Origin of the sequence: Stenotrophomonas sp. PI_27 (genome assembly GCF_027854495.1) — a bacterium.
Lineage (GTDB): Bacteria > Pseudomonadota > Gammaproteobacteria > Xanthomonadales > Xanthomonadaceae > Stenotrophomonas > Stenotrophomonas pavanii.
Genome location: NZ_JAJNOF010000004.1, coordinates 100,005 through 122,863, shown reverse-complemented (window position 1 = coordinate 122,863; position 22,859 = coordinate 100,005). Strand labels below are relative to the sequence as shown.

Sequence of the window (22,859 nt, the reverse complement as noted above, 5' to 3'; positions counted from 1 at the left end):
CTCATCTCAGGCTCCCTCGGCCAGTGCCAGCGGCAGGCCAGTCAGTTCACGCAACTGTTCGATGTCCATGCCGTCCACCATTTCCAGCACGGTCGCGCCATCGGTACCGAGGTCGAACACCGCCACATCGGTATACACCCGCGACACGCAGCGCAGCCCGGTCAGCGGGTAACTGCATTCGGACACCAGCTTGCTTTCACCGTGCTTGGTGAACAGATCCATCATCACGAAGACCTGCTTGGCACCGATGGCCAGGTCCATGGCACCGCCCACGGCGGGGATCGCGTCGGCAGCACCGGTACTCCAGTTGGCCAGATCGCCGTGTGCCGACACCTGGAAGGCACCGAGGACGCAGATGTCCAGGTGACCACCGCGCATCATCGCGAACGAGTCGGCATGGTGGAAATAGCAGCCCCCGGTCAGCAGGGTGACCGGCTGCTTGCCGGCGTTGATCAGGTCCGGATCTTCGTGGCCCGGGGCCGGCGCCGGCCCCATGCCCAGCAGGCCATTCTCCGACTGCAGGAAGATCTCCTTGTCGGCCGGCAGGAAGTTGGCCACCGTGGTCGGCAGGCCGATGCCCAGGTTGACGTAGGCACCTTCGGGAATGTCACGCGCCACGCGCGCGGCCATCTGTTCGCGGCTGAGCCTGTTCATGCCTGCACTCCTTCGGCTGCAACCTGCACCACGCGCTGCACGAAGATGCCGGGGGTCACCACCGCCTCCGGGTCCAGTTCGCCCAGCGCCACCACATCACGCACCTGCGCGATGGCGCAGCGTGCGGCCATCGCCATCAGCGGGCCGAAGTTGCGCGCCGTCTTGCGATACACCAGGTTGCCCCAGCGGTCACCGCGGTCAGCCTTGATCAGCGCGAAGTCAGCGTGCAGCGGGTATTCCAGCACGTACTGGCGGCCATCGATCTCGCGCGTCTCCTTGCCCTGGGCCAGCTCGGTGCCATAGCCGGTGGGGGTGAAGATCGCGCCCAGGCCGGAACCGGCGGCGTGGATGCGCGCGGCCAGGTTGCCCTGCGGCACCAGTTCCAGTTCGATCTCGCCGGCGCGGTAAGCGGCGTCGAAGTGCTGCGAGTCCGCCTGGCGCGGGAACGAGCAGACGATGCGGCGCACGCGCTTGTGCTTGATCAATGCCGCCAGCCCGGTATCGCCGTTGCCAGCATTGTTGTTGATGATCGTCAGTTCGCGCGCGCCCTGTGTGATCAACGCATCGATCAGCGCGTCGGGCATGCCGGCGGTACCGAAGCCACCGATCATCACCGTGGCGCCATCATGGATATCGGCCACCGCTGCTTCCACGCTGGCCAGGGTCTTATCGATCACTGCATTGCTCCTTGCCCACGCGGCCGGCGACCATCACCGGCGTACTGCGGGGACACTGCGAAGGGAAAACACAACCCGGCCATGGTCGCCATGTCACCTCGCCCGGTCAATGCGATATTCGGCCATGTGATTCGATAATCGCACATTGCATGACATGCGAGGCGCATGGGGTTCAGCGCCTTTTCTGTCCCACGCCTACGCGCAGGCCCAGGCACGCCCAGGCCGCGAGCAGCAGTGGCAGCGCGCACAGCACATACAGCGCCGCAGGCTGCCAGTGGCGGTCGACCAGCACGCCTACGGTCAGCGGCGAGAGAATCGCGCCGACGCGGCCGATGCCGATCGCCCAGCCCAGGCCGGTCGTCCGCACGTCGGCGGCGAACACCACCGGCGCGGCCGCATACAGGCCAGCCATCGCCGCGAACAGCGCCGCGCCGATCACAAAGGCCAACGGGAAGGCCACGCCCAGCCGCGTGTTGAAGGCAGCGAAGCCCAGCATCGACACCATGGCCAGCAGCAGCGCGCCTGCGGTCAACTTCGACAGCGACCAGCGCGAAGCGAGCCAGCCGAACAGGCTGCCGCCGACGATGCCGCCCAGGTTCAGCAGCACGCCACCGGTGATGCCCTGCTGTGCCGACACCCCGGCCGAAACCAGCAGTTTCGGGGTCCAGCTCAGCACGAAATAGAATGCGAACATGTGCAGGAAGAAGGCCAGTGCGATCAGCAGCGCGACCCGGCGCAGATCACCCACGAACAGCGCCGCATAGCCCTGCCGCTGCCCCGTACGCACGGCGGCAGGCGGCAGGGCCGGCAGTTCCGGCATGCGCATGCGCGCGCGCAGTGCATTCAGCCGCGGCAGCGCGTTGGGCGGGCGACGCGCAACCAGGAAGTCCAGCGATTCGGGCAGGCACGTGAGCACCAGCGGAATGCACAGCAGCGATGCCGCAGCACCGATCAGGAACACGCTGTGCCAGGACCAGTGCTCCAGCATCCACGCCGCCAGCAGGCCACCGGCGGTGGCCCCGATCGGATAGCCGGTGGCCTGCAATGCGACCGCCGTGCTGCGCCACTTGGCGTTGGCGTATTCGGCGGTGATCACGCCCACGCCGGCCAGCATGCCGCCGATGCCGATGCCGGTGTACACGCGCAGCGCGCCCAGCTGCCACGCATTGGCCGCCAGCGCCGACAGCGCCATTCCGCTGGTCAGGATCAGCAGGCAGCAGATGATCATCGGCCGCCGGCCCCAGCGGTCGGCCAGCGGCGCCAACAGGAACGATCCCAATGCCATGCCGACCAGTCCGGCACTGAGCATCAGCCCCAACACCTTGCCCGACAGCGCCCAGTCCGCCGACACATGTGGCGCGGTGAAGGCCATGACCATCACATCGAAGCCATCGAGCATGTTCAACAGCACGCAGATGGCGATGGCGGTCCACTGGAAAGGACTCATCCGTTCCAGGATGAGCGAGGGTGCAGCGGTGGGGGCATGGCTCATGGCGCGGTTTCCTGCAACAGCATGGTGCGATGGAACGTCTGGCGGGGAAGGTCTCAGTGACCGGCCTGGCTGGAGGCGTGGATGACCTGCAGAACGTCCTGCAGGCGATCAACCTCGACCTGGCCAGGCGCCGAGGCGGTGCCGATCATGCCGAAGGTCAGCGCCTGCCCGAAGGTCTCGCCGGCCAGCCGCGAGACCACCCCGGTGCCGCCCATCGACATGGTCAGCAATGGCCTGTCGCTCTGCTGGCGCACCTGCCAGGTGGCGTCGAGCAGGGCCAGCACGTCGCCGGCATCGCGCGGCATCACCGCGATCTTCAGCACGTCCGCACCCAGTGCCTGCTGCTTCAGCAGCCGCGCGACGATCTCCTCGCGCGGCGGGGTGGCGTGGAAGTCATGGCTGGACATCACCACCTTCACCCCGGCCTTGTGCGCCTGCGCTACCAGCGCCCTTACCACGGCCGGGTCGCGGAACATCTCCACGTCGATCAGCTGGGCCACGCCTGCACGCAGCAGCGTGGCGTACAGCGCGCCGTAGTCGGCATCGCTGATCGGCCTTGCGCCGCCCTCGGCCTTGGTACGGAAGGTCACGATGACCGGCTTGCCCGCCAGCGTCTGCTGGATCCGCTTGCCCAGCGCCACCAGCGCCTGGCCATCGGTGGCGATGTCCAGGTAGTCGATGCGCCATTCGGCGATGTCGGTGGCCTTGCTGGCGGCGATGGCGGCCGCCTGCTGCAGGGCGAGGTCTGCGGTGGCACCGGTGATCGGCACGATGGTGCGGGGGCTGCCTTCGCCGATGCGCAGCGAACCCACCTGCAGTACCGCCGGCGGGGGCGCGGCCAGGGCCGGTACGGACCCGGCGCACAGCGCACCGGCGAGGACGACCGAGGCAAACGGAATCTTCATGGCAGATACCCAAGCAGGAATGGAGCGCGCGACCATCAGAAGGTCACCTTGGCCTGGACGCCCACGGCCCAGGCGTTGTCGGTACCGCTGTAGTTGAACGTGCCCGGGTTGACGATGTACTGCACGTCCGGGCGGATCATCAGCCACGGATTCACCTGGATGCTGTAGGACAGTTCGAACAGCTCCTCGGCCTGGCTGAGGTGGTACAGCGGCGAATCGATGGGCACGCCACCGTCGGCCAACGCGGCCCGTCGCGCATCGACCAGCCGGTTGTTGATGTCGGCGCCCACGTAGCCCAGGGCGATGCTGTCCTGCGCGCGCCGACCGATGCCCTGGTAGACGCCGCCCAGCGCATACCAGCGCTTGATCTGCGCCGTCTGCCGGTCCGACACCATGTACTGCGCGAACGCGGTCAGGCCACGGGAAGGGTCGGCCGACTCCTGCGTAAGGCGCTGCTCGGCCAGGAGGTACGCACCATGGCGACCGGTGGTCGGCGAGGTGTCCAGCCCACGCTGGGCCACGCGCGAGGTGTCGTAGTATCCGCCGAACTTGTAGACGCCGGCGTAGCGGCTGCCCTTGGCAGGCGTCCAGGTCACTTCGACCGGGAACAGCGAACCGGTGGTGCCCGAGGCGAACGGACGGAAGGCATTGCGTTCGATGTTGCCGCCCAGGTTCGGATTGACCTGGAACCAGCCGGCTCGAACGTTCACTGCCGGGCTGATCTGCTGGGCAAACTCTCCGCCCCAGCGCGCCACCGGGTAGTTGTACCAGCCACTGTTGCCGGACATCGCCAACGGGTGCGCACAGAACGCGGCGTTGACGAAATGGGTCAGCAGGCTGTGCAGGCCGAACTGGTTGCCCATCGCGTAGTAGCCGAGCTTGTAGTACGACTGGCCGGCGTTGAAGGTCTGGTCGTAGCTCAGTTCGGTCAGCCGGGTGTACTGGCCACCGTAGGCTTCCTGGATCGGGAAGCGGTTGCCGACGAGGTCCGCCGACGTACTGCGGCCGCGACGGTCGTTGAGGGTGAAGTGGAACGCCCCACCGCTCCAGCCGGCCAACCGGCCCATGTCCAGGTCCATGCCCACGCGCACCTGCTGCGCGTAGCGCGCGCCGGTTTCGCCATAGCCGCCATCGACCACACCCATGGCTTCGCCCACGTAGTCGCCGCGGAAGGCGACGCCACGCTCGAACAGGTCGGTGCGGGTGCCACCCCAATCGCCGGTCAGGGTGCTGCCTTCGTAGCGGTTGCTCGATTGCGCGCAGGCCAGCGCCGGCAGCAGCGCAGTGGCCAGGATACCCAGGGCAACGGATGTGGGACGTGTCATGATCGCAGTCTCGTAGAGGGGATCAGCGCAGCGACAGCGGCGCGCTCAGGGGGGAGGTGGCGCCCTGCGCCGAGGTGACCGTGGCGGTCACGCTGCCGGCCACGGCAGCATCCACGGCTGCAGCGAGCGGGAAGGTGAAGCGGCCCTGCCCCTGCGCGTCGGTACGCGCTTCCACGCTGCCCAGCATCCATTCGGCCTCGCTGCCGCCGGCAGCGCGGTTGCCGAACACTTCCACCTGGTAGCGGGTGTCGGGCACGCCGTGGAAACGACCGCTCAACTGGCGCTGCGCGCCCTCGCCGCGCACGTCGACCCACGTCGGCGCGGCCTGTCCCAGGTTCGGCAAGGGCTGGCAGTCGGCCTGGCCGGCAGCCGTGCAGATGCGCGCGCGCCGGGCGGGATCGCTGTCGACGCCGCGACCGCGTGAACCGACGAAGCTGGCATGTTCCAGCCCCGGCACGCCGAACACGATGGCCCCCCGCGGCTGGCCCTTCACGCAGGCACCGCCCGCTTCGCAGCGCTCGATCGGCAGGCCGTTGCCGTAGATGCGGTTGGCGGTGAAGCGGTTCGGCGCACTGACCGGTTGTGGGCGCACGCCGATTCCAATGCCGTTGCCGGTGATGGTGTTGCCGTCAACCACGTTGCCGCTGCCGGTGATGCTCAGGCCCAGCGAGTTCCCGGTGAAGGTATTGGCCGCGATGTAGTTGCGGTTTCCCCAGTTGATCTGCAGGCCGTCGGAGTAGTCCACGAAGCGGTTGTGAACCACGGTGTTGTCGTTGCCCCACAGGATCTCGATGCCCTGCGAGGGTTCCGGGTTGGCCGCAGTGGACTGGAACAGGTTGTCGGCCACCAGGTTCCAGGCCGCGCCACGGGTCAGCTCCAGGCCATCGCCATTGTCGAGGAACACATTGCGCACGATGCGGTTGTGCACCGTGGTGGTCGCGGTGGACTGGCCCTTGCCGTCATCGCCGGTGAGCATGATGCCGGCACCGCCCTTGTTGGCGACGATGCGGTTGTCATGGATCTCGTTCTGGCTGGAGCGGTTGACCAGCACGCCAATGCAGAAATTGCGGATTTCCAGGCCTGCCAGCTCCACGCCCTGGGTATCCCGCAGGACCAGGCCCGGCAGCGAGGTTGTGCGCACATTGGTGCCGGACTGCCCTGGCTCGGCGCCAGGGCAAGCATCGGTACCGCTGCCGGTGACGTAGGCCGAGCCATCGATGGCGATGTACTGGCCGTCGCGCGCCCAGGACGTACCGATGATCTGCACCGGACCCTTGACCTCCGGCAGCGGCGAGGCCGGCCTGATGACGTAGGGCGCAACGCCGACGGCGTCGATCTCGATGCGGTAGCGGCCCGGATCGGCATTGGCGGTGGTGATCGCCCAACGCAGCGAGCCGGCGTTGGCGTCGTCGGCGTAGCGATCCACGCGGAGCACCTGCAGCGGCGCGCGCGGTGGCTCGGCCTGGTAGGCCAGCGCCAGCGTCGGCAACACGGCAAGCAGGGACAGGGCAACAACGGACAGACAACGGGACATGCGAACACTCCGCACAGGTGAAGGGACATCCGGCGGCCTTCCCCTGCACCTGGCTTCAGCACCGGACCGGCTGCTGCCCTCGCCCCGCCAGGGGTGGATCGCTTGGACTGCTACGAAACTGTGGAGTGAAATTAGGTTTATCGCACTGCACCATTCAAGTGCGATAATCGACTATGCGTGCGAATATCGAACTTAACGGGTACGACCATCGTTGTAGGCGGGCCGCGCAGCGACGCCGTCGACTGCGGTGCCGGCCAGCAGATGCGCGCCTTGCGCGGATGAAATCTGCCTGCGATCGCAACAGATCACGAACGCCCGTCGAAGGCCTGTTGTTGTTTCTGCGGGCGCCGGCCGGCGCCCGGGCGAACGCTCAGGAACTGCAGGACAGCATCGAGCAGCCGGCGCGGTGGTCGGCCCACCCCGGCCGCTTGCCGGCAAAGTGCTCCAGGCCGGCGCGCTCGGTGTATGGCTCGCGCAGCACGTCCTGCAGTGCGTGCACACCGCCGAGGTCGCCCTGCTCGGCGCGATCGATGGCCTCCTGGGCCAGCCAGTTGCGCAGCACGTACAGCGGGTTGGCCGCTGTCATCTTCGCCAGGCGTTCGCTGGCCGACAGTGGATCGCTGCGCAGGCGCGCCGCGTAGTCCTGCAGCCACTGCTGCAACGGCGCCTGCACCGCCTGCTGGCGCGCCTGGTCGTAGTAGACGGCGTCGAGCAACGCTGCCTCCGGTGCCAACGGATCGAGCCGCATCAATGCGCGCCAGGCCAGGGTCATGTCCATGGCACCCTCCTGCATCAGCTGCTGCCAGCGCTGGTAGAGCTGCAGGTCGTCATCGTCGGCGGCGGCCAGCCCCAGCTTCGCTGCGGCATCGCGGCGCGTGCAGGCCAAGAAGGTGGACGCATAGGCCGCCAGGCCCGCCTGCAACGGCGCCACATCGGCAAACAGCGGCGACAGCGCCTGCGCCAGTCGGCTCAGGTTCCAGTACGCCACCTGCGGCTGCGTGCCGAAGCGGTAGCGCCGGCCCTGCGCGTCGGTGGTATTGGGCGTCCAGTCCGGATCGAAGTCCTCGACCCAGCCGTAGGGGCCGTAGTCCAACGTCAGGCCGAGCACGGACAGGTTGTCGGTGTTCATCACGCCATGGACGAAGCCAACGCGCATCCAGTGCGCGATCATCTCGGCGGTCCGCAGCGCGATCTGCGCGAACCACGTGCCGTAACGTGCCTCGCCCTGCCCTTCAATCTCGGCGAAGTCGCGCGCGATGCAGGCATCGACCAGCTGCTGCAGCAGCGTGGTTTCACCACGCGACGCCGGAAGTTCGAACGAACCGAAGCGCAGGAACGACGGCGACACCCGGCAAACGATGGCGCCGGGCTCCGCACGCGGGTGGCCGTCATAGAACATGTCGCGCACCACGTCCTCGCCGGTACCGACCAGTGACAACGCACGCGTGGTCGGCACGCCCAGGTGATGCATCGCCTCGCTGCACAGGAATTCGCGGATCGACGAACGCAGCACGGCCCGCCCGTCGGCGCCACGCGAGTACGGCGTGGGGCCTGCTCCCTTCAGCTGCAGCTCCCAGTGGCGCCCGTCCGGTGCAACCAGTTCGCCCAGCGAAATCGCGCGACCATCGCCCAGCTGGCCGGCCCAGTGACCGAACTGGTGGCCACCGTAGTTGGCAGCCCACGGCTGCATGCCGGCGTACAGGGCATTGCCACCGAACACACGCGCAAAGCCTTCGCTCTGGACTTCGGCGGCGGGCAGGCCAAGCATCGCGGCCACGTCAGCCGACCAGGCCAACAGCGTGGGCGCCGCCACCGGCGTCGGCATCACCGGCGACCACGCCGCGCCCAGCACCTCGCGGCGGCGTGGGCCGGATTCGGCGTCGCCCGGCAGGGTGCGCAGCAGGCGGTTGTCGAAACGAAGGCTGTCGGTATCCATGGCGTTGAAGATGGGGGCGACGGCCGCCCGCCTCAATTGCCGCTGAGCGCCTGCAGGTGGCCGCCGTGGGCCTCGGCCCGCTGGTAGGCCGGGCGCTCACCGATGCGCTTGAGGAAGCCGCGCAGCCCCGGCTTGTCGTCGAGGCCACCGCCTCGCGCGGCAGCGGCCTGGATCGGGAAGCTCATCTGGATGTCGGCCGCACTGAAGCGCTCGCCCGCGAACCAGGGGCTTTCGGCGAGGCGGCGCTCCATCCAGTCCAGGTGCAGGCGCCGCTGCGGACCGATGAAGCCGCGCTCGGCCTTGTCGGCGATGCTGCGCGCGATCGGGCGGGCGAAGAACGGCATCGGCGCGTTGCGGATGCGCCCCATCACCAGGGTCAGCAACAGCGGTGGCATTGCCGAGCCTTCGGCGTAGTGCAGCCAGTAGCGATAGGCCAAGCGCTCGGCCCCGTCGGCCGGCATCGGCGATGGCGACAGCTGGCGCTGGGTGTCGTAACGGTCCGCAAGGTAGTCCAGGATCGCGCCGGACTCGGCCAGCACCAGGTCGCCATCCTGCAGGACCGGCGACTTGCCGAGCGGATGCACCCTGCGCAGCTCCGGCGGTGCCAGCAGTGTCTTCGGATCGCGTGGATAGCGGCGCAGCTCGTAGTCCAGCCCCAGCTCCTCCAGCATCCACAGCACGCGCAGTGAGCGGGAGTTTTCAAGATGGTGGACGATGCGCATGGGGATGATCCTTGGGAAGGGCCACATCGTACCGCGCGCAGTGCATGCCCTTTGTAGAGTCGAGCCATGCTCGACTGGCGTTGAGAACACTCAGGCGCGGCTCGACGCCGCAAGGACAGCGGGCAATAAAAAACGCCGGAAGCTTTCGCTTCCGGCGTTCTGGCTACCCAACGGTAGCAGACGGATTAGACCGCCTGCACCTGGTCAGCCTGCATGCCCTTCTGACCCTGGACGGCGATGAAGGTAACCTTCTGGCCTTCCTGCAGGGTCTTGAAGCCGGTGCCCTGGATCGCGCGGAAGTGCACGAACAGGTCCGGGCCGCTTTCCGGGGTGATGAAGCCGAAGCCCTTGGCGTCGTTGAACCACTTGACGGTACCGGTCTGACGTTCAGACATTTTTACTAACTCCTGAAACACATGTTGAAAAAAATCGCAGCCACCGGGTATCGGGGCCGAGACTGAGTTGCAGGCGTTGGTAAAGCGGATCGATGAGCGGATCGTGAGATCAACTGCACCAGGCCACGATTCACGGTGACCCTAGCAAACACAGTGGGTCGCACGATACGCGTGTTTTCTGCAAAAAGCGATAGCCCCGGCGTTCATCGGAACACCTCGCCCGCTAGGCGTGGCAAGGGCTGGCAGCCTTTCGCGGCTAACCCCGAGTCCCCATTCAGGTTTTTCCTACCCTACACTGGGTAAATGACTGAAGCTGAAATCCCCGCTGAACACGCGTCTCCCCGCATCTGGGTGGACGCAGACGCCTGCCCCACCGTCATTCGCGACATCCTGTTCCGGGCCGCCGAACGGGTCGGGATCGAGCTGACCCTGGTCGCCAACCAGTGGATCCGCACCCCGCCGTCGCGCTGGCTGCGCTCGATCCAGGTACCGCAGGGGCTGGATGTGGCCGACAGCGCCATCGTCGAGCGGGTCGGCGCCGGTGACCTGGTGGTCACCCAGGACATCCCGCTGGCCGCACTGGTGCTGGAAAAGAAGGCCGTGGCGCTCAATCCGCGCGGCCAGCTCTACACGCCGAACAACATGGCCGAGCGGCTCTCGATGCGCAATTTCATGGAGGAGCTGCGCGGCGCCGGGGTACAGACCGGCGGACCGCCGCCGCTGGGGCCGCGTGACCGGCAGCTGTTCGCCGCCGAACTGGACCGCTGGCTGGCGCGTCGCCCCGGTCGCTGAGCGCCTGGCCGCCCTCGGGCGGCAGGCGCAGGCGGCGCCCGCTGCTGAAAACCCGCCGCGCCCCGTCCAACGGGTCGTCGAAGGCCAGGCCCTGCGCCAGCAGTTGCAGCGGCGCCTCGGCCGCGTCCGCAGGGCGTTGACGAAGCTGCGGGTACAGGTCGTCGCCCACGATCGGGGCGCCCAGCATCGCCATGTGCACGCGCAACTGATGCTTGCGGCCGGTTTCCGGCAGCAGGCGGTACCGCCAGATCGGGCCGTCGGCCTCGATCAGCTCGATCCGGCTGCGCGCGTTGGGCTCGCCGGGCCCTTCGGCCATGCGGAAGAAGGGCTCGCCCGGTACCACCCGGCTGTCGCGCTGCAACGGAAACGCGACCCCTGGCAGCGCCGGCGCCAGGGCCTCATAGGCCTTTTCGATGCGTCGCTCGCGGAACAGCCGCTGGTAGGCATCGCGCGACGCCCGCTGGGTCGAGAACAGCACCAGCCCGGCCGTCAGCCGGTCCAGCCGATGCAGCGGCACCAGATCGGTGTTGCCGGTGCGGGCCACCAGTCGCGCCAGCAGGGTCTCGCGCACATGCGCGCCGGCCGGCGTCACCGGCAGGAAGTGAGGCTTGTCGGCCACCAGCAGGTGCGCGTCCAGATGCACGATGGTCTCGGCGAAGGGAATCGACGGCTCGTCGGCCACCTCGCGGAAGTACTGGATCTCAAGGCCTACCTTCCACGGCGTATCCGGCGCAAGCACCCTGCCCTGCGCGTCCAGCACGCGGCCGCGCGCGAAGCGATCCTGCCATTGCGCGCGCGTGATGCGCGGGAAACGCGCACACAGGCCCTCCAGCAGGGTGGCCCAGGGGCCAGGCGGCAGCTGCAACCGGCTGGGCAAGCACATCGCATCCACTCCGACCACGGGGAAAGAGCACCAGAGTGCCACCGTTGACGGCCTGCAGACAGCCCAGCCACGGACACCCCTGCGGCAAACCTCTATCATTGTCGTCTTTAGTCCACGGATCCCCCATGGCTCTTACCGCCACCATCCGCAAGGCCGAACTGCAGATCAGCGACATGGATCGCGGCTATTACGCGACCCACAACCTGACCCTGGCCCAGCATCCGTCCGAAACCGACGAGCGCCTGATGGTGCGCCTGCTCGCCTTCGCGCTGAACGCCGGCGACCGCCTGGAATTCGGTCGCGGCCTGAGCACCGACGATGAGCCGGATCTGTGGGAACACGACTACACCGGCGACATCCTGCAGTGGATCGACCTGGGCCATCCGGACGAATCGCGCATCCGCAAGGCCAGCAACCGCAGCCGCCAGGTGCAGGTGGTCAACTACGGCGGCAATGCTTCGGAGATCTGGTGGAACAAGCAGGGCAAGGGCCTGGCACGTTTCGACAATCTCTCGGTGGTCGATCTGGACGGTGACTTCGTCGAGCGCTGGGGCCAGCAGATCCAGCGCGCCATGCGCTGGAGCGTGCTGATCCAGGACGGCGAGGTGCAGCTGCTGAACGATCAGAACCAGTTCGACGTGATCCCCAACTGGCGCAAGCGCGCCCAGGCATGAGTACGATCCGTTGCGACGTGGTGGTCATCGGTGCCGGCGCCGCCGGGCTGATGACCGCGATCACCGCCGGCCAGCGCGGCCGCCAGGTGCAGGTGATCGACCATGCCAACAAGGTCGGCAAGAAGATCCTGATGTCCGGCGGTGGTCGCTGCAACTTCACCAACACCGGCACCACACCGGCCAATTTCCTGTCGGCCAACCCGCACTTCTGCAAGTCGGCGCTGGCACGCTACACGCCCTGGCACTTCATCGAGCTGGTGCACAAGCACGGCATTGCCTATCACGAAAAGGAACTGGGGCAGCTGTTCTGCGATGTCTCGTCCAAGCAGATCGTGAAGATGCTGGTCGACGAATGCCAGGCGGCCGGCGTACAGATCCGGACCGACTGCAGCGTGCAGCGCATCGAGCACGGCAGCGATGGTTTCCGCGTGCACACCACGCAGGGCCTGTTCCATTGCGCCTCGCTGGTGGTTGCCACCGGCGGCCTGTCGATTCCCAGCATGGGCGCCACCGGCTTTGGTTATGAGGTGGCCCGCCAGTTCGGCCACCAGGTGCTGCCGACCCGCGCCGGGCTGGTCCCGCTGACGCTGAGCGGCAAGCACCAGGAGCGGCTGGCCGACCTCAGCGGCGTCGCACTGCCGGTCGAGGCGCGCTGCAACGGAAAGAGTTTCCAGAACTTCATGCTGCTGACCCACCGTGGCGTGAGCGGCCCGGCCATCCTGCAGATTTCGTCGTTCTGGCAGCCCGGCGATGCGCTGGAGCTGGACCTGTTGCCGGGCCAGGATGCGGGCGAGTGGCTGCGCCAGATGAAGCGCGAGCGGCCCGCCGCCGAGCTGCGCACCGTGCTGGGCGACGTGATGCCCAAGCGGCTGGCGCAGCGCCTGTGCGAGCACTGGCTGCCGGACCGCCCGGTGCGTCAGCTGGACGAGCCGGTGCTGCGCCAGGCCGCGCAGCTGCTGGGCGCGTTCCCGCTGGTGGCCAGCGGCACCGAAGGCTACCGCACTGCCGAGGTCACCCTGGGCGGCGTGGACACGGCCGAAGTGTCATCCTCGACCCTGGAGTCCAAGCGCGTGCCCGGCCTGCACTTCGTCGGCGAGGTGCTGGACGTGACCGGCTGGCTGGGCGGCTACAACTTCCAGTGGGCCTGGGCCAGCGGCCACGCTGCCGGCAGCGTGGTGTGAACCACATCGCCGTTCGATGCGTGCCGGGGGCGCGCGCATGGACGGTTCGCCGCGCATCGTGTATCTAGATTTGCAGATTGGGGAGCAGTGCATGCAGAACGCGAACGACATCACCATCCGCCTGCTGATTGTCGATGACAGCGGCGAAAACGCCGAAGCCATCGTCAGCACCCTGCGCAACAGCGGCATCGCGGTACGCCCGTGGCGCCCGCAGGATGCGGCAGAGCTGGCCCAGGTGCTGGCCAGCCAGGCCATCGACCTGGTGCTGGCCTCGCCCTCCCAGGGCATCCCGCTGCAGCTGGCCGCCCAGCACATCGCCGCCAGCGGCAAGGACATTCCACTGGTGCTGCTGGCCGAGCGCATCGACGAGGACGAGCTGGTGCAGGCCAGCAGCCACGGCATCCGTGCCCTGGCCCTGCGCCAGCGCCCCGAGCACCTGCTCGCCGTGGTCCGCGACCAATGGGTCGATCTGCAGGCGCGTCGCGGCCTGCGCCGGATCGAGGCGCAGATGCGCGAGACCGAGCGCCGCTGCGACGCACTGATCGCCTCCTCGCGCGACCCGATCGCCTACGTGCATGAAGGCATGCACATCCGTGCCAACGACGCTTACCTGGAGATGTTCGGTTACGAGCACTTCGACGACATCGAGGGCATCTCGCTGCTGGACATGGTCGCGGCCCAGCACGTGGAGGGCTTCAAGCAGCTGCTGAAGGGCCTCAGCCGTGGCGAGGCGCCGCCGCCGCAGTACCAGCTCGACGCGCGCCACCAGGATGGCAGTGCGTTCCCGGCGACGATGGAATTTGCCGCGGCCACCTACGAGGGCGAGTCCTGCCTGCAGGTGGTGCTCCGCCGCCGCATGGAGTTCGACCCCGAGCTGGCGCGCGAGGTCGAGGACCTGCGCCAGCGCGACCAGGTCACCGGCCTGCTCAATCGCCCGACCTTCATGCTGCAGCTGGAAAGCGCAGTGGCCCAGGCCGGGCGCAGCGAAGGCCAGTTCGGCCTGCTGCTGATCGAGCCGGACCACTACGCACGCCTGCTGCCGGACATCGGCCTGGCCTCGGCCGACACCCTGATCGGCGCCCTTGCCGGGCTGCTGGCCGACGTGGTCGGCGAGGACGCGCAGCTGGCCCGCTTCGGTGAACACAATTTTGCCGTGCTGCAGGCCGGGCCCTACGCGCAGACCGTGGCGCTGGCCGAGCGCATCCGCGAGGCCTACGCCGCGCATGTCTTCAGCATCGGCGCACGTTCGGCCACGGTAACGGTCAGCATCGGTGGCGTGCAGGTCGGCGAGAAGATCGCCAGCATCGGCCAGGTGCTGGCGCGCGCCAGCGAATGCACGCAGGCCGCCGCCGAGCTGGGCAATACCTGCCGCATCTTCGATCCGGCCGCTGCCGACCGGGTCGAGGAAGAGCGCGTGCTGCGCTGGGTCGCCCGCATCCGCGAGGCACTGGCCGGCGACGGCTTCCAGCTGCACTACCAGCCGGTGCTGAATCTGCAGGGCGAGCCGCTGGAGCTGTACGAGGCCTACCTGCGCCTGGAAAACAACGGCGAGCTGCTGAGCCCGACCGCGTTCCTGGGCATCGCCGAGGAACACGGGCTGCTGGCCGACATCAACCGCTGGGTGGTCTCGCAGGCGATCGCAGTGCTGGGTGAGCGCGCACGCGCGGGCCATGCCACCCAGGTGCTGGTGAAGGTCACGCCGGAATCGTTCGATGACCCGCAGATGATCGCCACCCTGCGCCGCGAGCTGCAGGCGCAGGGCGTGCCGGGCGAACGGCTGTGGCTGCATGCGCCGGAAGCCAAGGTATTCACCCACCTGCGCAGTGCGCAGCAGTTCCTCGCTGAAGTGGCACCACTGGGCTGCCGCATCGGCCTGGAGCAGTTCGGTTCGGGCCTGGACTCGTTCCAGCTGCTGGCCCACTTCCAGCCGCAGTTCCTCAAGCTGGACCGCGGCTTCACCAGCGATCTGGCCGCCACCCGCGAGAACATCGACCGCGTCAGCCAGATCACCGCGCGCGCGCAGGAAGCGGGCATCCGCACCATTGCCGAGTTCGTCAGCGATGCCAACTCGATGACCCTGTTGTTCAGTGCCGGCGTGGATTACGTGCAGGGCGACTTCGTCGGCCCGGCACTGCCGGAGATGGGCTTCGAGTTCGGGTGACCGAGGAAGCGCCGGCCGCTGGCCGGCAGCCTTTGGTACCCAGGGTTGCCGGCCAGCGGCCGGCACTACCCAAAGAAAAGGCCGGCGTTCGCCGGCCTTTTCGCTGATCAGGTCATGTCGACCAGGTTGTCGATCTTCACGTCCGGATCGACGTCGGCCTCGTAGTCGACGCCGTCCACGCCAAAGCCGAACAGGCGCAGGAAGTCGGCCTTGTAGCCGGCCAGGTCGCTGATCTCGTACAGGTTCTCGTTGGTCACCTGCGGCCACAGCGCAACAACCTTGCCCTGCACGTCCGCGGCCATTTCCTTGTAATCGGCGCGCAGGCGGCCCTCGTCATCGACCAGCGCAACGGTGTGGCCGTCGCCATCGACCAGGTCGTGGCGCAGGCGTTCGACCGCCGTGCCATCGGCCTTGCCGCCGTAAAGGATGTCGTACAGCACGTCGAGCTGCTCGATGCAGCCTTCGTGGGTGCCCTTCTCCTTCATCACCTTGAACAGCAGCGACAGGTACAGCGGCATCGTCGGAATCGCCGAGCTGGCCTGGGTCACCACGGCCTTCAGGACCGACACGCGCGCATCGCCGCCGATTTTCGCCAGCTTCTCGCGCAGGCCCAGCACCTTCGTATCCAGGTCCTTCTTGGCGGCGCCGATCGAGCCGTTCCAGTAGATCGCCTGGGTGATCTCTTCGCCCACGTAGGTGAAGGCCGTGGTGGTGCAGCCATTGGCCAGCACGCCCGCATCGGCGAGTGCGTCGATCCACATCTGCCAGTCCTCGCCGCCCATCACTGCGACGGTGCCGGCGATTTCTTCCGGAGTCGCCGGCTGCAGGGTGGTTTCGGTGATCACTTCCTTGTCGGTATCCAGGCCACGCAGGGTGATCGGTTCGCCGATCGGCTTCAGCGTGGAACTGATGATGTCGCCGGTCTTGGGGTGCTTGCGGCGAGGTGCGGCGAGGCTGTAAACGACCTGGTCGACCTGGCCCAGGTCGGCCTTGATCATCTCGATGGCCTTGGCCTTGACCTCATCGGAGAAGGCGTCGCCGTTGATGCTCTTGGCGTACAGGCCGGCTTCGTCAGCGTACTTGTGGAACGCGGCCGAGTTGTACCAGCCCGCAGTGCCCGGTTTGGTTTCGGTGCCCGGGCGTTCGAAGAAGATACCCAGCGTGGCGGCGCCGCTGCCGAACGCGGCAGTGATCCGTGCGGCCAGGCCATAGCCGGTGGAGGCACCGATCACCAGCACCCGCTTCGGGCCGTTCTGGATCGGCGGACGCGCGCGGATGTAGTCGATCTGCTGCTTGACCGCGGCCTCGCAGCCGGTCGGGTGGGTGGTGACGCAGATGAAGCCGCGGACGCGCGGTTTGATGACCATGGATACCTCGGGTTGGCAGATGCGGCGCACGGGGCGCTCAGCAGGAATATGGGCGCGCCTGCGCGCGCGAACCGCAGGATCGTAGTGCGCGGGGGACGATTGCACAACCGACGCTGGCGTAGGGTGGGGTTTGCTTTGCAGGGCTGCAAGCCCTGCACACAAAAAACCCCGCGTGCGCGGGGTTCTCTGTGTGCGGCATGCAGCAGATGCTTACGGGCGACGGGCCAGGGCCTCGACGTCCTTCGCCTTCGGCAGCAGGTCCTGCTTGCTGACGCGCAGGAAGCCGATCGTCAGCATCGGCACCGCGACCAGGATCGAGGACAGCACCACGATCACCGCACCGATCATGTGCGTCTCGGCCAAGCCTTCCATCGACGCACCGCCGTACAGGTACAGGGCAAGCGCCGACAGGAAGAACATCACCGCGGTGATCACCGTACGCGACAGCGTCTGGTTGATCGAACGGTTCAGCACCTCCATCGAGTCCACGCGCAGGCTGCGGAAGTTCTCGCGGACGCGGTCGAACACCACGATGATGTCGTTGATCGCAAAGCCCATCACCGACAGCAGGCCGGCCAGCACGGTCAGGTCGAACTCACGGCCCAGCAGGGACACGTAGGCGACCGTCACGATCAGGTCGAACATCGCCACGATGCTGGCGGTGACCGCGAACTTCCATTCGAAGCGCACCGCGATGTAGATCAGGAAGCCGGCCAGCATGAAGATGGTGGCGTACAGGCCGTTCTTCGCCAGGTCCTTGCCGATCTGCGGGCCGACGAATGCGGTACTCATCACCGTGGCCTGGTTGTCGGCGCTGGACAGCACCTTCACCACGGCCGCGGCGGTGGCCTTGTCCTCGGCAGCGGCATCACCGGTGCCCGGCGCATGCTCGCCGTGCGGCGCCAGGCGGATCAGCAGGTCGGTGTTGCCACCGACGCTCTGCACCTGGGCACCGTCGAACCCGTTCTGCTCCAGCTTGGCGCGGACCTGCTCGACGTCCACGGCCTTCTCGAAACGCGTTTCGATCAGGGTGCCGCCGGTGAAGTCCAGTGCGTAGTTGAAGCCCTTGATGCCGATGATGGCGACCGAGGCCAGGAACACCACGATGGTGACTGCCATGGCGACATGGCGCCAGCGCATGAAGTCGATCTTGGTGTCGTTCGGGAGGATGTGCAGCGGAAACAGTTTCATTGTGCGTGTCGTCCCGTCAGATGGCCACGTTCTGGAGCTTCTTGCGACGGCCGTAGATCAGCGTCGCCAGCGCACGCGACACGGTGATCGCAGTGAACATGGAGGCGAAAATACCGATGATCATGGTCAGCGCGAAGCCCTTCAGCGGACCGGTACCGAATGCGAACAGCGCCACACCGACGATCAGGCCGGTCAGGTTGGCGTCGAGGATGGTGCCCGAGGCACGCTCGTAACCGGTCACGATCGCGGTCTTGCCCGGCACGCCGGCGCGCAGTTCTTCACGGATACGCTCGTTGATCAGCACGTTGGCGTCCACCGACAGACCCACCGACAACGCCAGGCCGGCGAAGCCCGGCAGGGTCATGGTCGCGCCGAACAGCGACATCACCGCCACCACGATCAGCAGGTTGAACAGCATCGCCGCCGAGGTGATCACACCGAACATGCGGTAGTAGATGCTGAAGAACACCAGGGTGAACAGGAACGCGAACACCACCGCGCGCATGCCGTTCTTGACGTTCTCGGCGCCCAGGCTCGGGCCGACCACGCGCTCTTCGACGAAGTCCATCGGCGCGGCCAGCGAGCCGGACTTCAGCAGCTTGGCCAGGTCCTCGGCTTCCTTCTTCTGCAGGCCGGTGGTCTGGAAGTTCTTGCCGAACACGCCGTTGATGTTGGCCACCGAGATCACTTCCTCGTTGACCTTGAAGCCACGCACTTCCTGGCCGTCGACGACGGTCACGGTCGGCACGCGTTCGGTGTAGACCACCGCCATCGGCTTGTTCACGTTGGCGCTGGTGAAGTCGAACATGCGCTGGCCACCGACATTGTTCAGCGTCACGCTGACGGCCGGGGAGCCACTGTTCGAATCGGTCACCGCCTGCGCGCCGACCATCTGGTCACCGGTGACGATCACGCGCTTGTTCAGCAGGATCGGGCCGCGGCCGTCACGCTGCTGGTAGACCTTCGCTTCCGGCGGGATGCGGCCGGAATTGATGGCGTCCTGCGCATTGCCCTCGACCACCGCGCGGTACTCCAGGGTGGCGGTGGCGCCGATCATGCGCTTGGCTTCGGCGGTGTCCTGCACGCCCGGCAGCTGCACGACCACGCGGTCGGCACCCTGGCGCTGGATGATCGGCTCGGCCACGCCGAGCTGGTTCACGCGGTTGCGCAGGGTGTTGATGTTCTGCTCGATGGCGCCGTTGGCGATCTGCGTGATCTCGGTCTCCGGCACGGTGACCGTGATGCGGTTGCCGCTGACGTCATAGCCGAGCGTCGGCTGTGCCTTGACCAGGGCGGCACGGGCACGCTGCGCGGCGTCGTCACCGGCGGACGGGCTCAGGTTGGCCACGATGCTGTTGTCCGCACGGCGCTCCACCGACTGGTAGGCGATGCGGGCGTCACGCAAGGTGCTGCGCACGTCTTCGGTGTAGGCATCCAGGCGCTTGTCGAGGGCGGCCTTCTGGTCGACCTGCAGCACGAAGTGCACGCCACCCTGAAGGTCCAGGCCGAGCACCATCGGGCGACCGCCCAGCCGGGCCAGCCAGTCCGGCACGGTCGAGGCCAGGTTCAGGGCCACCGTGTACTTCTCGCCGACGGTGTCGCGCAGGGCATCGCTGGCCGCGGACTGCGACTTCAGGTCCGGCAGGCGGACGATCAGGCTTTCCCCTTCCTTTTCGGCACCGATGGCAGTGACACCGGCCTTCTTCAGGTCGGCCAGCACACGGTCGCGCAGCGCATCGTCGATCTGCCCGCCACGGTTGGCGGTGATCTGGATGGCCGGGTCCTTCTGGTAGATGTTGGGCAGCGCGTACAGCGCACTGAGCGCCAGTACGATCAGGATGACGACGTACTTCCAGCGTGGAAATTCGAGCATTGCTTGGGTCCCGCGCGGCGCCATCCCCGGCGCCGCGGTTGTGCTTCGGAAAGGGAGTGGCTTACTTGGCCGAATCCAGGGTGCCGGTCGGCAGCACGCTGCCGACAGCGCCTTTCTGCACGCGGATGCGCACGTTGTCGGCCACTTCGACGGTGATGAAGTGGTCGCCGATGTCGGTGACCTTGCCGGCGATGCCGCCGTTGGTCAGCACTTCGTCGCCGCGCTTGATCTTTTCCAGCATCGCCTTGTGCTCCTTCTGCCGCTTCATCTGCGGGCGGATCATCAGGAAGTACATGATGGCGATCAGGATGATCGGGAACAGCAGCGTGGTCAGGCCCATGCCCTGCGGTTGGCCGCCGGCGGCCTGGGCGTGGGCGGCGGGAATCAGGAAAGCAAGCAGGTTCATCGTTGGTCCTTTGGTTGGGCGGCGCCCCGGCACCATCAGGTGCCACGGTCGCGACCGCGGATCTGGGTCAGCCTTGAAGTATGCCACGGCCCCGGGCGTTCGTCCTTGGGCCGTTTGGCAGGGGGCGTCCGGGTTACAGCGGCGGGGCCACTGCCCCGCGTGCCGCGTAGAAGGACTCGCGGAAGGCCAGGAAGGTTCCCGCCTCGATCGCGGCCCGGATGTCGGCCATGAGCTTTTCGTAATAGAACAGGTTGTGCAGGGTGCCCAGCATCGGCGCCAGCATCTCGTTGCAACGGTCCAGGTGGCGCAGGTAGGACCGGGTGTAGCCGCCGGTGCAGGCCACGCAGCCGCAGCCCGGCTCGATCGGGTCCATGTCGCGCGCGTACTGCGAGTTGCGGATGCGGACGGTACCGAACGAGGTGAAATAGTGGCCGTTGCGGGCGTTGCGAGTCGGCATCACGCAGTCGAACATGTCCACGCCGCGGGCCACGCCTTCCACCAGGTCCTCCGGCCGGCCCACGCCCATCAGGTAGCGCGGGCGGTCGCCCGGCAGCTCCGGGTCCAGGTGGTCGAGCATGGCGTTGCGCTCGTGCTCCGGCTCGCCCACGGCCAGGCCGCCGATGGCGTAGCCGTCGAAGCCGATCGCCTGCAGGGCATCGGCCGAGCGGCTGCGCAGGTCGGTGTGCACGCCGCCCTGGACGATGCCGAACAGGGCCGCGTCGTTGCCCAGCTCGTCATGCGCGTTGCGGCTGCGCTGGGCCCAGCGCAGGCTCAGCTCCATCGAGCGGCGGGCGACGTCCTCGGTGGCCGGGTACGGGGTGCACTCGTCGAAGATCATCACGATGTCCGAATCGAGCACCTTCTGGATCTTCATGCTCTCTTCCGGCCCCAGGAACACGCGGGCGCCGTCGGTCGGCGAGGCGAAGGTCACGCCCTGCTCGGTGATCTTGCGGCGGTGGGCCAGCGAGAACACCTGGAAGCCGCCGGAATCGGTCAGGATGGGGCCATCCCAGCGGCAGAAGCCGTGCAGCCCGCCGTGGTCGGCGATGATGTCCAGGCCCGGGCGCAGGTACAGGTGGAAGGTGTTGCCGAGGATGATCTCGGCGCCCAGCGCGCGCACCTGGTCCGGCAGGATGCCCTTGACCGAGCCATAGGTCCCCACCGGCATGAACGCCGGCGTTTCCACCGTGCCACGCGGGAAGGTCAGGCGGCCACGGCGGGCACGGCCGTCGCGGGTCTTGAGCTGGAACTGCAGTCGGGACATGGAGCGGTCGTTCAGGCAAATAGTCGCCCATTGTCTCCCAAAACCGGGGCGGCCGCCCATTCAGGCCTGAACGGACCGGCTGTGGAGCCACGCCGTGCGTGGCTTTCCTCCCGGGTTCCGGCAGGTCCGCACCCACCGTGCGCACCCACCACAGGCAGATGCCGCAGGCGCCCTACCCCGCCTGCGGGAACAGCAGCATCGCGTCGCCATAGCTGAAGAAGCGGTAGCGCTGCCCGATCGCGTGCCGGTAAGCCTCGAACACGCGCTCCTTGCCGGCGAACGCGGAAATCATCATCAGCAGCGTGCTTTCCGGCAGGTGGAAGTTGGTCACCATCGCGTCGACGCTGCGGATGCGGTAACCCGGGGTGATGAAGATCTGCGTTTCACCCGCGAACGGCAGCAGCTCGCCATCGCGCATCGCGCTTTCCAGTGCGCGCACCACGGTGGTGCCGACGCCGATCACGCGGCCGCCGGCGGCGCGCGTGCGCCGCACCTGCTGGACCAGTTCGGCGCCGACGTTCAGCCACTCGCGGTGCATCACGTGGTCTTTCAGGTCATCGGCGCGCACCGGCTGGAAGGTGCCTGCGCCGACGTGCAGGGTGACGTGGCCGAACTCCACGCCCCTGTCCTTCAGTGCGGCCAACAGCGGTTCATCGAAGTGCAGGCCGGCGGTCGGTGCCGCCACAGCGCCGACTTCGCGCGCGAACACGGTCTGGTAGCGCTCGCGGTCGTCCACGCCCGGCTCGCGCTGGATGTACGGCGGCAGCGGCAGTCGGCCGGCGTGCAGCAGCCACTGCTCCAGGGATTCGGGCACATGGAACTGCAGCACATAGAACTCGCCGTCGCGGCCCAGTACTTCGGCTTCGCCACCGGCATCGAGCGCGATGCGGCTGCCGGCCTTGGGCGACTTGCTGGCACCGACCTGTGCACGCGCCTGCTGGCCGCCGAGCAGGCGTTCGATCAGGATTTCCACGCGGCCACCGCTGGCCTTCTGCCCGAACAGGCGCGCCGGGATCACCCGGGTGTCGTTGAACACCAGCAGGTCGCCCGGCTGCAGCAGCGACGGCAGGTCACGCACCTGCAGATCGGTGAAGGCCGCAGGGGCCGGCGGCACCAGCAGCAGGCGGCTGGCGGAACGTTCGGCCAGGGGAGCCTGCGCGATCAGCTCGGCCGGCAGGTCGTAGTGGAAATCGGACTTCTTCAAGGCAGTGGGCGGCAACAGGTCGACAATGGCGCGCATTGTACGTGCAGCGTCCGCGAGCCGGCGTGCTTCACGGCGAACGTCGCGCAAAATGCTGCTATGCAGCAGGTTTCTGCGGGGTTATCGCGCAAAAAAACAAGTGCTAGCATCGAGTTGGAAGTCCGCTGCACGAGCCTGCCCCCAAGCGCGCGTGATGACGCGCGTTTTGCTTTTGAAGACCCGTGCG

General features: G+C 67.4%; 19 protein-coding genes and 1 pseudogene. 4 read left to right on the top strand and 16 right to left on the bottom strand.

The features are described 5' to 3' along the window. Positions 1-6: 6 nt before the first annotated feature. From LRM18_RS06620 to LRM18_RS06580, 9 genes are all read right to left on the bottom strand, one after another. The gene (locus LRM18_RS06620) at positions 7-654 is read right to left on the bottom strand and encodes a 3-oxoacid CoA-transferase subunit B (RefSeq protein WP_049464437.1); all 648 of its coding nucleotides are present in this window, start codon (positions 652-654) and stop codon (positions 7-9) included. Beyond that, positions 651-1,331, bottom strand: a complete 681-nt coding sequence (locus tag LRM18_RS06615; protein WP_057493777.1) for a 3-oxoacid CoA-transferase subunit A — start codon at positions 1,329-1,331, stop codon at positions 651-653. Before LRM18_RS06615 ends, LRM18_RS06620 begins: the two co-directional genes overlap by 4 nt. Positions 1,332-1,503: 172 nt before the next feature. Next, entirely contained in the window at positions 1,504-2,823 is a 1,320-nt protein-coding gene (locus LRM18_RS06610) for an MFS transporter (protein ID WP_231353060.1), read from the bottom strand. Positions 2,824-2,876: 53 nt separating this feature from the next. Continuing rightward, on the bottom strand, positions 2,877-3,728 hold the full coding sequence (aroD, locus tag LRM18_RS06605; protein ID WP_270952703.1) for a type I 3-dehydroquinate dehydratase: 852 nt from the start codon (positions 3,726-3,728) through the stop codon (positions 2,877-2,879). Between the two features lie 35 nt (positions 3,729-3,763). Further along, complete coding sequence (locus LRM18_RS06600; RefSeq protein WP_270952701.1) at positions 3,764-5,053, bottom strand: carbohydrate porin; 1,290 nt, start codon at positions 5,051-5,053, stop codon at positions 3,764-3,766. A 22-nt stretch (positions 5,054-5,075) separates the two neighbouring features. Continuing rightward, positions 5,076-6,587: a right-handed parallel beta-helix repeat-containing protein gene (locus tag LRM18_RS06595; RefSeq protein WP_182068376.1), complete on the bottom strand. Its 1,512-nt coding sequence runs from the start codon at positions 6,585-6,587 to the stop codon at positions 5,076-5,078. Between the two features lie 370 nt (positions 6,588-6,957). Beyond that, the gene (locus LRM18_RS06590) at positions 6,958-8,523 is read right to left on the bottom strand and encodes a YdiU family protein (protein WP_270952698.1); all 1,566 of its coding nucleotides are present in this window, start codon (positions 8,521-8,523) and stop codon (positions 6,958-6,960) included. Between the two features lie 32 nt (positions 8,524-8,555). Beyond that, positions 8,556-9,245: a glutathione S-transferase gene (locus LRM18_RS06585; RefSeq protein WP_057493783.1), complete on the bottom strand. Its 690-nt coding sequence runs from the start codon at positions 9,243-9,245 to the stop codon at positions 8,556-8,558. 185 nt (positions 9,246-9,430) lie between these two features. After that, complete coding sequence (locus LRM18_RS06580) at positions 9,431-9,640, bottom strand: cold-shock protein (protein WP_005416210.1); 210 nt, start codon at positions 9,638-9,640, stop codon at positions 9,431-9,433. Positions 9,641-9,943: 303 nt separating this feature from the next. Between LRM18_RS06580 and LRM18_RS06575 the strand changes: the two genes are divergently transcribed. Then, positions 9,944-10,432: a YaiI/YqxD family protein gene (locus LRM18_RS06575; RefSeq protein ID WP_057493784.1), complete on the top strand. Its 489-nt coding sequence runs from the start codon at positions 9,944-9,946 to the stop codon at positions 10,430-10,432. 40 nt (positions 10,433-10,472) lie between these two features. Here LRM18_RS06575 and LRM18_RS06570 read toward each other — a convergent pair. Further along, positions 10,473-11,315, bottom strand: a pseudogene (locus tag LRM18_RS06570) (pseudouridine synthase); the annotation flags it as partial. Between the two features lie 125 nt (positions 11,316-11,440). On the opposite strand from LRM18_RS06570, the gene LRM18_RS06565 reads away from it, so the two are divergent. The 3 genes from LRM18_RS06565 to LRM18_RS06555 all read left to right on the top strand — a co-directional run bounded on the left by LRM18_RS06565 (position 11,441) and on the right by LRM18_RS06555 (position 15,331). Continuing rightward, a complete protein-coding gene (locus LRM18_RS06565; RefSeq protein ID WP_049464421.1) occupies positions 11,441-11,989 on the top strand; it encodes a YaeQ family protein in 549 nt (182 codons plus the stop codon). After that, positions 11,986-13,170, top strand: coding sequence for an NAD(P)/FAD-dependent oxidoreductase (locus LRM18_RS06560; RefSeq protein WP_049464420.1), 1,185 nt, complete (start codon positions 11,986-11,988; stop codon positions 13,168-13,170). Before LRM18_RS06565 ends, LRM18_RS06560 begins: the two co-directional genes overlap by 4 nt. Before the next feature lie 91 nt (positions 13,171-13,261). Beyond that, the gene (locus LRM18_RS06555) at positions 13,262-15,331 is read left to right on the top strand and encodes an EAL domain-containing protein (protein WP_053463571.1); all 2,070 of its coding nucleotides are present in this window, start codon (positions 13,262-13,264) and stop codon (positions 15,329-15,331) included. 107 nt (positions 15,332-15,438) lie between these two features. On the opposite strand, the gene fabV is transcribed toward LRM18_RS06555, so the two are convergent. The 6 genes from fabV to queA all read right to left on the bottom strand — a co-directional run bounded on the left by fabV (position 15,439) and on the right by queA (position 22,672). After that, complete coding sequence (gene fabV, locus LRM18_RS06550) at positions 15,439-16,698, bottom strand: enoyl-ACP reductase FabV (protein WP_270952686.1); 1,260 nt, start codon at positions 16,696-16,698, stop codon at positions 15,439-15,441. 210 nt (positions 16,699-16,908) lie between these two features. Beyond that, a complete protein-coding gene (gene secF, locus LRM18_RS06545) occupies positions 16,909-17,889 on the bottom strand; it encodes a protein translocase subunit SecF (RefSeq protein WP_014646828.1) in 981 nt (326 codons plus the stop codon). A gap of 16 nt (positions 17,890-17,905) precedes the next feature. Further along, positions 17,906-19,762, bottom strand: a complete 1,857-nt coding sequence (gene secD, locus LRM18_RS06540; protein ID WP_014646827.1) for a protein translocase subunit SecD — start codon at positions 19,760-19,762, stop codon at positions 17,906-17,908. A 61-nt stretch (positions 19,763-19,823) separates the two neighbouring features. Continuing rightward, positions 19,824-20,168 carry a preprotein translocase subunit YajC gene (yajC, locus tag LRM18_RS06535; protein WP_005416201.1) on the bottom strand — a complete coding sequence of 115 codons (345 nt, stop codon included), beginning with the start codon at positions 20,166-20,168 and terminating at the stop codon, positions 19,824-19,826. Between the two features lie 133 nt (positions 20,169-20,301). Next, complete coding sequence (tgt, locus tag LRM18_RS06530; protein WP_049464416.1) at positions 20,302-21,432, bottom strand: tRNA guanosine(34) transglycosylase Tgt; 1,131 nt, start codon at positions 21,430-21,432, stop codon at positions 20,302-20,304. 172 nt (positions 21,433-21,604) lie between these two features. Beyond that, the gene (gene queA, locus LRM18_RS06525) at positions 21,605-22,672 is read right to left on the bottom strand and encodes a tRNA preQ1(34) S-adenosylmethionine ribosyltransferase-isomerase QueA (protein WP_270952677.1); all 1,068 of its coding nucleotides are present in this window, start codon (positions 22,670-22,672) and stop codon (positions 21,605-21,607) included. Positions 22,673-22,859 lie beyond the last annotated feature (187 nt).